Origin of the sequence: Bavariicoccus seileri WCC 4188, assembly GCF_000421665.1 — a bacterium.
GTDB lineage: Bacteria > Bacillota > Bacilli > Lactobacillales > Aerococcaceae > Bavariicoccus > Bavariicoccus seileri.
In genome coordinates this window covers 1-7233 of sequence record NZ_ATXL01000067.1, presented here as the reverse complement: position 1 = coordinate 7233, position 7233 = coordinate 1, and the positions used below count along the sequence as shown (strand labels likewise).

Sequence of the window (7233 nt, the reverse complement as noted above, 5' to 3'; positions counted from 1 at the left end):
CTATTCGTTGTTACTACGATAGTTTTTATCGCTAGACAGACCTCCCCAGGTAAGGTGCGATAACCTTCCACTCATGTCACTGCCTCATTTACTAAATGGGATTCGTGCAGTATTGGACTTTGCTTTGTGTTGCAAGCTCGTCCGTCCCAATCCAGCCTCCATATGAGATTTCTGTTCGTCAGTGCGAGTATTTGCTTTCAGCTTCCTTCAGATTCCACCTCACGGTGGACACCCTTGCCTTCAGCTAACAGTTCCTACTGCCAAGCCTGTAGTGGACTTTCACCACCAAGTTATCGCCCATGCTGGGCGCACAACAAAATAAAAAAACGAGCTGAAAGGCTCGTTTTTTTATTGCTTCTGTAAACTTTGATGGTAGTTTAAGGTTTGGTAATAGCTATAGTTGTTGTATCCGATTGAATTGTAATGACCATATGGCACAAGTTTAAAATCTAGAAAGGCTTATTTTATGAGTTACGCATTGCCTTCTCTTGCAGCACGTAAGACGAAATTAATAGCACCTTTTGGATCATGGGTCAACTTGATATATTGTTGTCCTTTAGTTCCTACTAGTTTAATTCCTAATTTATCTGTATCTGTTTTTATATCGTCATAGTAAGAATTGACTTGAGGGGCTAACACAACTAAATCGAAACTTGGCATGATATCGTAATGTGAGCCATAAGCACCAGCCTTTGCTACTACGTTTTTTCCGGTTTCCTTAGCTCCTTCTTCCAAGGCATTAGCTAGCATTGCGCTTGTCCCTGCTCCGGCGCATAGAACTAATACTTTAAGACCTTTATCAGTGGCATCAGCTACAGGAGAATTTGCTGATGTTGCTTTTGTAGGTTGAACTTCATCAATATTATCTGCCAATACAGCTGCCTGATCATCACTCAAGTCTGGATCAATTTCCTCTATTTCGTCTACTTCATCTTTCCGTTCTGCTTCTTGTTTCAAGAGCACACGGTCGTATGCCTTACAGAATGGATAATAGATGAAGAAATCGACGACTAGGAGTGTTATGGCTAATACAATCGATATCGGTTGGAAATTAGTACTCATGACGGTACCAATAGGACCTGGTGTTGCCCACGGTAGGACATACATAAAGCCATTCATTCCTAGAATACTAATAAAGAACTTACCAATCAGCACGTTAGCAACTGGTGCAATCAAGAATGGTATAAAGAAATAAGGATTCAAAATGATTGGTGCTGCAAATAGAAGCGGTTCGTTAACGGCGAACATAACTGGAACAACAGATGCTTTCCCAACTGCTTTCAATTGTTTTGAATGCATTAAGAAAATAAAAATGATTGGAACAATAAAGGTTGCCCCTGTTCCTCCTAATTCTCCGATAAAGTTACCAAAGTTCTCCGTCAAAGCTAGTTCTGGATGTCCGCCTTCTGTAAAGACTTTCAAGTTAGCTTCAGTATTACCATACAATGGAGCTGCTAACCCTGGTTTTACAACTGAGGGTCCATGAATCCCTACAAACCAGAAGAACGGGACCAATAACCAGATCAGTGCTAACCCAAAGTAGCTATCTGCTCCTTCAAATAAGGGTGACAATAGTTTAGAGAAGATTTCACCAAATGGCGCGTTGATAAAATATCTTGATGCTATATCAATCAACGCACAACTTAGAACTGAAAAAGAAAAAGGAAAGACATCACGGAAGTTTTGAGCAATAGAGCCGGGAACTTCTTTCGGCATTTTGATTGTAATATCGCGTTTCACACAAAATTTATACATATTTACAGTTATAAATGCCGAAACGAAAGCTGATAAGATCCCTTTGGTACCCATGTAATCAACATCAAATCCGTTGTCTACTTGGGTGATAGCCAGTAATAAAAACCCACAAATTGCAGCCAACATAACCGAGGTTTCGTTGATTACCTTACCATCTGGCATTTTACGATTTATATTTCCTGCAAGGCATTTGGCAGTTGTACCAGCAACAAGCATACCGACTACACCCATCGTGTATCCGTAGATCTTCCAAAGCCATTCCACTAGCCCTGCTGGTAGTGTTACGCCAAATATTGGTGGGATTGCTGCACATAGGATAAATATGCTTGAGAATAAAATTACCGGCATAGCTCCTAGGAAGCCATCTTTAATGGCCATAAGATAGATATTTTTTGAGAATTTTTGAAAAAAAGCCTGCCGTTTCTCAATTTGTTCAATAATGACATTCATGTTATTTACTCCTCCTTGGTCTGAATATAATTTACTGTGTTATTTTTTTACTCGTTTAGTTATGTACTTCTACTGAGCGCAACTTAATTTAACGCTTAAAACGTTCTAATATCTACTAATCGTTAACGGTTTCATTTCCATGGTTATGTTTATCGGTTATGTTTATCGATTATATTTATCTTTATAGAGTTCAATAAAATCTTGAACTAATTCTCTTAGCAAAATCGTGGTCATAAGATGATCTTGCCCATGAACGAAGATGAACCCTATATCGAGATCTTCTCCACCTGCTTCATTTGTTAGTATTTCTGTTTGAGAATTATGAGCCAACTTTAAATTCTCGTCAGCATCAGCTAAATAAGCATCGACATTTTCAAATTTTCCGGCTCTTACCTCTTTTAATAGTGTCAGTAACGTACTTCTAGCATCGCCTGAATAAGCAACAATATTGAACCCAACCATTGCTAGTTCTTTTTTATCCATGAGCCTTATCTCCTTATTTTTTATAATTTATCCCACATCCGATATATTAGATGATCGTTTTATGTTCACTTACATATTTATACCAATAGGCAGATTCTTTTGGATATCTCTTTTGTGTTTCAAAGTCGACATAGAATAGTCCATAGCGTTTGTTGTAACCATTGATCCAAGAGAAAACATCCATCAGTGACCAGATGAAATAGCCTTTAACATTGACACCATCATCTATTGCCTTTGAAATGTAATTGAAGTACCCCCTTAAATAATCGATACGAGGTTCATCCAAAACAACACCATCATCAAACTCATCTTTGTATCCTAAACCATTTTCAGTGATGTAGATCTTGTTGTAGTTAGGATAGTCTTCTTTGATTCTAACTAATAGATCATAGATACCTTGAGGATAAATCAACCAATCCCAATCAGTACGTGGTAAGTCGTCTCTTCTAATTCTTTCGCCTATCCCTTTGATGCGGTAAACGTGGGTACCTTTTGTCCCAGTTGTGTTATAGAATATTTGACTTTCTTCGTTATAGGCTTTCACCCAATGACTCACATAATTGTTGATACCTAAGTAATCATTACGGTTAGCAGCTTTCTTCATTTCAACAAAATCATTATCATCAAATGTTACACTTGTCCCGTTTGCTTCTAGGATTTCATCTATGCATCTTTTTGTGTGTTCTGAATAATACCCTAAGTAAGTAGCATCTAATAGAAACTTGATAGATAGTGCATCATCTAATTCAGCTGCATGTTTATCTTCAGGAGCGTCAGATGCTGGGTATTTTGGTTCTAGTGAGTGAACGACCCCTATTTCCCCTTCATAGTCTCCTTCTTTAAAGATGTTGACCGCTCTTGCGTGGGCATACATCATATTGTGAAGAGCTGTTACAGTTTTCTTAAGATCAAATTGGATTTCTGGAGGAAAAGCTCCTGTTAAATATTGGTTGGTAGCTGCCGGATAGATTTCATTAAAAGTACTCCAGTAATGAACTTCTTCAAATTCATCAAAACAAAACTTTGCATAATTCACAAAATGTTCAATGTTTTCCCGGTTCAAAAAGTCACCATCATCAAACAGATTCTTTGGAGTGTCAAAATGGTGGATTGTCACAAAAGGAATGATGCCGTTCTTTTTACACTCTGCAAAAACATTGTGGTAGTAGTCGATGCCCTTTTGATTGACTTCACCGTAGCCCCGTGGAAAAATACGGCTCCATGCAATCGACATACGTAAGCTGTCAATCTTGAACTTTTTGCATAATTCAATATCAACCGGATATTGATTATAAAAATCACTAGCTGGTTCTGCAGTGTACCTCCCCTTTTCAACTAGAAAAGTGTCCCAAGCTACCGGGCCTTTTCCGTCAGCAGTTGTGGCTCCTTCAACTTGATAAGCCGCAGTAGCGCCACCCATTAAAAAGTCTTCTGGTAATGTTCTGTATTCTTTCATTGTTCTCCTTCTTTCCAATTTTCATTAATTTTTATGCCCTATAGTAACCGTTGAATATGAATAGTAAAGTAAACCCTTTCACTTTTTGCCATCTCTCGCCCGATAAAGTCATTTATTTTTTCGTAAATGGCTGTTCCAATTTGATAAGCTGTTGGATAATCCTCAGATAACTGTTTTTCAAATTTTTTTGTAAAGGTTGTATCACTGTCATTTTCTAAATCCACTCGTTCCAATAAATAAGTCAGATGAATCATTAAGCGATTAAAGTAATTTTCGTTACTAGTCGTACGAACGATTCCATGCTTTTTTAATTCATTTTGAACGAGCGTAATCAACTCCCTTTTGTTCAACTCGATTTTCTGGTCTTCATTACTCGTGCTCTTTGCATTGATAAAATGTAATGCTAATCGTGAAATCTCACTGTCTGGAAAGGAAATGCCAAGTTTCTCATTGAGTTTTTTGACCCCCATCTCGCCAATTTTAAACTCCACGGGATAGTCTTTCCTTAAATCAGGTAATTTTGACTTTTCGTAAGTTCCCTTTTTGTAGTTTTGATAATTAAGAAAAACATGGTCAGTCAAGGTTACATAAATATATTCTTGAACGGGATAATGATAAACCGTTTTTGCTTCCTCTATGATTTCGTAACAAGCAGTGATAAAATCCAAAGGAACATTTTTTAGCAATGTTAAAAAATTATTCTCTGATTCGCCATTCTTAAGGGTAAATATCTTTTCAACTTGAGAACGATGAATCGTATCTCCTTTACGTTTTTGAAAGGCAATTCCTCCTCCCATAACGACTGCTTGATCATGTTTTCCATCTTTAACGATTGCTACATTATTATTCAAAGGCTTGACGACATAGTACATTTCAATCCTCCTTTTGACAAAAAAAGACTGCAAACGGCAACACTCTCATGAGCGTTAGTACCATTTGCAGTCTCGCCTAATATCTATTAGTCACGATCCACTATTATGAACTTTTCGCTTTGAGTGTAGCATAGACTCAAAGTGTTGTAAACACTTTCATCGACAAAAGTATCTACTTTCCTATTAAATCGCGTCTTTCACCAATCATTATGCTAACTACATTTTGATAGGATGAGCGGATTCGGATAACACTTTGTTTAATGCTTCAATATTATTTTTTCCTTCTGTTTGCATCCATTTTCTAGCGGCTTCTTCACCTTTTTTAACGAATACTTCAACACTTTTTGCCCATGTTGCACGACCACATAAAACACCATTGAATGTTGACCCAGACTCCTTCGCAAATTTCAACGTTTCTTGGAATAAAGTGGCAGACACTCCTGCACTAAGAAAGATGAACGGAAGATTTGTAGCATCAGATTGCTCTTTGAAGTAAGTTGAAGCCTCTTCTTTACTATAAGCTACTTCACCACCATTATTATAGCCATCCACAAAATTCATATTAACAGGAACTTCTACTTTTAATACATCGATTTGGTAGAGGTCTTTTGAAAATTCTTTGATAGCCTCATTGACTTTATGGGGTTTTTCACGGGCATACTCTATCGAACTGCCATCCAAACCTTTGCTGTCATATGTAACAATTTCCAAGAAGAATGGGAGGTCTTCCGCCGTACATTCAGATCCGATACGTTCGATAAAAGCATGCTTTTGATTATTGACTTCTGGATCTTCGTCTACGTCATAATACAGCAAGAACTTACAGGCGTCCGCCTCTTCTTCTTTCAATCGTTTCACAGACCAAATTGACAAGATGTCTGGTAATCTACCAGGTGTCGTTGCATCATACCCAGTCTTTTCATAAGCTAATAATAAACCAGCTGATTTAGCCCGTTTCTTAGCTGCTGGCAAGCCGTATTCTGGATCCAATAAGATAGCAGAAGCATAAGGTGTCAATTCTTCAGAGATGATTTCTTTGAACGCTACTATCTGCTCGTCAGTTGCTTCTGTATCCTGATGTTCTCCAATCATACGTTTCAAAGCACCACGTTGATCAATCGCTAACGCACTGATCACATGCCGATCATCACTCAGTTGTTCTAAGTATTTCTTTTTCCCTTCAGTCACGGTCATTATTAATAATCCTCCCCATATAATGGTAACAATCTGTCTTCATCATGTTTTTTCTGGTTATTTCTTTCACATTAATCGTTTTATTTTTCCTTTTGTTCTTTTAAATCAATGCTTTTTATTTGGTTCATTGGTTAATCGATCCAGTTGGTTTAATTGCTTTAATTGGTCTATTTTTTATTTTACCTATATCATATATACAACTCTCATGCGCTAGTAATCATGCAATTGGAGAAACTGAAATCTTAGAAAACAGCTCGTCATAACGGTCGCAGTTTATGTGCCCAGTCATTTTTTCTTGAGCATTTAACATTCCTAAAGTGTTAGCTCTTTTCAAAAGTACATCGTCACTTTCTTCATGAGCAATGGCAGAACATAGGCCTGCTACTGTTGCATCACCTGATCCTACAGCGTTAACTACCTTGATTTTTGGAATCTGAACACGGTAAAAATCATTGCCATGCCTAACAAAGGCACCGTCACCTCCGAGAGAAACAACAATCCACTCGATGTCGTCAAATAATGGATCTGTTAGAGTTTTCTTCAATGTATCGTCCTCATTGACAACATTTTTATGTAATAAAGCCGATAGCTCTTCTAAGTTTGGCTTGATCAAACAAGGTTTTTCACTATTGTTCAAAGACTCTTTCAACGTCTCGCCAGAACAGTCCAATACCACTGGAACGCCTTGTTTATTACTCAAAGTGATGATTTTTGTGACGATTTTACAATTTAAGTGCAACAACAATAATAAAATAAAAAAAGATCCATAGTTTTCCTATAAAATAGATGTACCAACCAACTATTAGAAGGAGAAAGCTATGAATCCATACACACATCTTACCATGAATGAGCGAGAAACAATATTCCTAATGTATGAACAAGGCGAAACTATCGGGCATATATCCGAGACCCTGGACCGTTCTAAATCGACTATCTCAAGAGAATTACATCGTAATTCAAACAAGGATGGCAGTTATTCACCGTCAACTGCTCATGGAGAGTATAAACGTAGAAAACAACTAT

7 protein-coding genes are annotated in these 7233 nt (G+C 37.5%); 1 reads left to right on the top strand and 6 read right to left on the bottom strand.

Annotated features, from left to right (window positions below):
* Positions 1 to 471 precede the first annotated feature (471 nt).
* The 6 genes from H541_RS0110140 to H541_RS12355 form a co-directional block, all read right to left on the bottom strand.
* Positions 472 to 2205: a PTS lactose transporter subunit IIBC gene (locus H541_RS0110140; protein WP_022797186.1), complete on the bottom strand. Its 1734-nt coding sequence runs from the start codon at positions 2203 to 2205 to the stop codon at positions 472 to 474.
* Between the two features lie 162 nt (positions 2206 to 2367).
* Positions 2368 to 2688 carry a PTS sugar transporter subunit IIA gene (locus H541_RS0110135; protein ID WP_022797185.1) on the bottom strand — a complete coding sequence of 107 codons (321 nt, stop codon included), beginning with the start codon at positions 2686 to 2688 and terminating at the stop codon, positions 2368 to 2370.
* A gap of 46 nt (positions 2689 to 2734) precedes the next feature.
* Positions 2735 to 4144 (bottom strand): 6-phospho-beta-galactosidase, encoded by a 1410-nt coding sequence (gene lacG, locus H541_RS0110130; protein WP_022797184.1) that lies wholly within the window; start codon positions 4142 to 4144, stop codon positions 2735 to 2737.
* Positions 4145 to 4182: 38 nt separating this feature from the next.
* Complete coding sequence (locus H541_RS0110125) at positions 4183 to 5016, bottom strand: PRD domain-containing protein (RefSeq protein ID WP_022797183.1); 834 nt, start codon at positions 5014 to 5016, stop codon at positions 4183 to 4185.
* Positions 5017 to 5232: 216 nt separating this feature from the next.
* Positions 5233 to 6210, bottom strand: a complete 978-nt coding sequence (gene lacD / locus H541_RS0110120) for a tagatose-bisphosphate aldolase (RefSeq protein ID WP_022797182.1) — start codon at positions 6208 to 6210, stop codon at positions 5233 to 5235.
* A gap of 217 nt (positions 6211 to 6427) precedes the next feature.
* Positions 6428 to 6949 (bottom strand): PfkB family carbohydrate kinase, encoded by a 522-nt coding sequence (locus H541_RS12355; protein WP_276202767.1) that lies wholly within the window; start codon positions 6947 to 6949, stop codon positions 6428 to 6430.
* Between the two features lie 79 nt (positions 6950 to 7028).
* Between H541_RS12355 and H541_RS12350 the strand changes: the two genes are divergently transcribed.
* The coding region (locus tag H541_RS12350; protein WP_033420916.1) for a helix-turn-helix domain-containing protein at positions 7029 to 7233 on the top strand (205 nt) is incomplete at its 3' end.

What these genes read in the sequence shown, in the direction of transcription:
- H541_RS0110125 (WP_022797183.1), bottom strand. Translation starts at nt 5,016, where the DNA reads ATGTACTATGTCGTCAAGCCTTTGAATAATAATGTAGCAATCGTTAAA.
- H541_RS0110140 (WP_022797186.1), bottom strand. Translation starts at nt 2,205, where the DNA reads ATGAATGTCATTATTGAACAAATTGAGAAACGGCAGGCTTTTTTTCAA.
- H541_RS0110135 (WP_022797185.1), bottom strand. Translation starts at nt 2,688, where the DNA reads ATGGATAAAAAAGAACTAGCAATGGTTGGGTTCAATATTGTTGCTTAT.
- lacD (WP_022797182.1), bottom strand. Translation starts at nt 6,210, where the DNA reads ATGACCGTGACTGAAGGGAAAAAGAAATACTTAGAACAACTGAGTGAT.
- lacG (WP_022797184.1), bottom strand. Translation starts at nt 4,144, where the DNA reads ATGAAAGAATACAGAACATTACCAGAAGACTTTTTAATGGGTGGCGCT.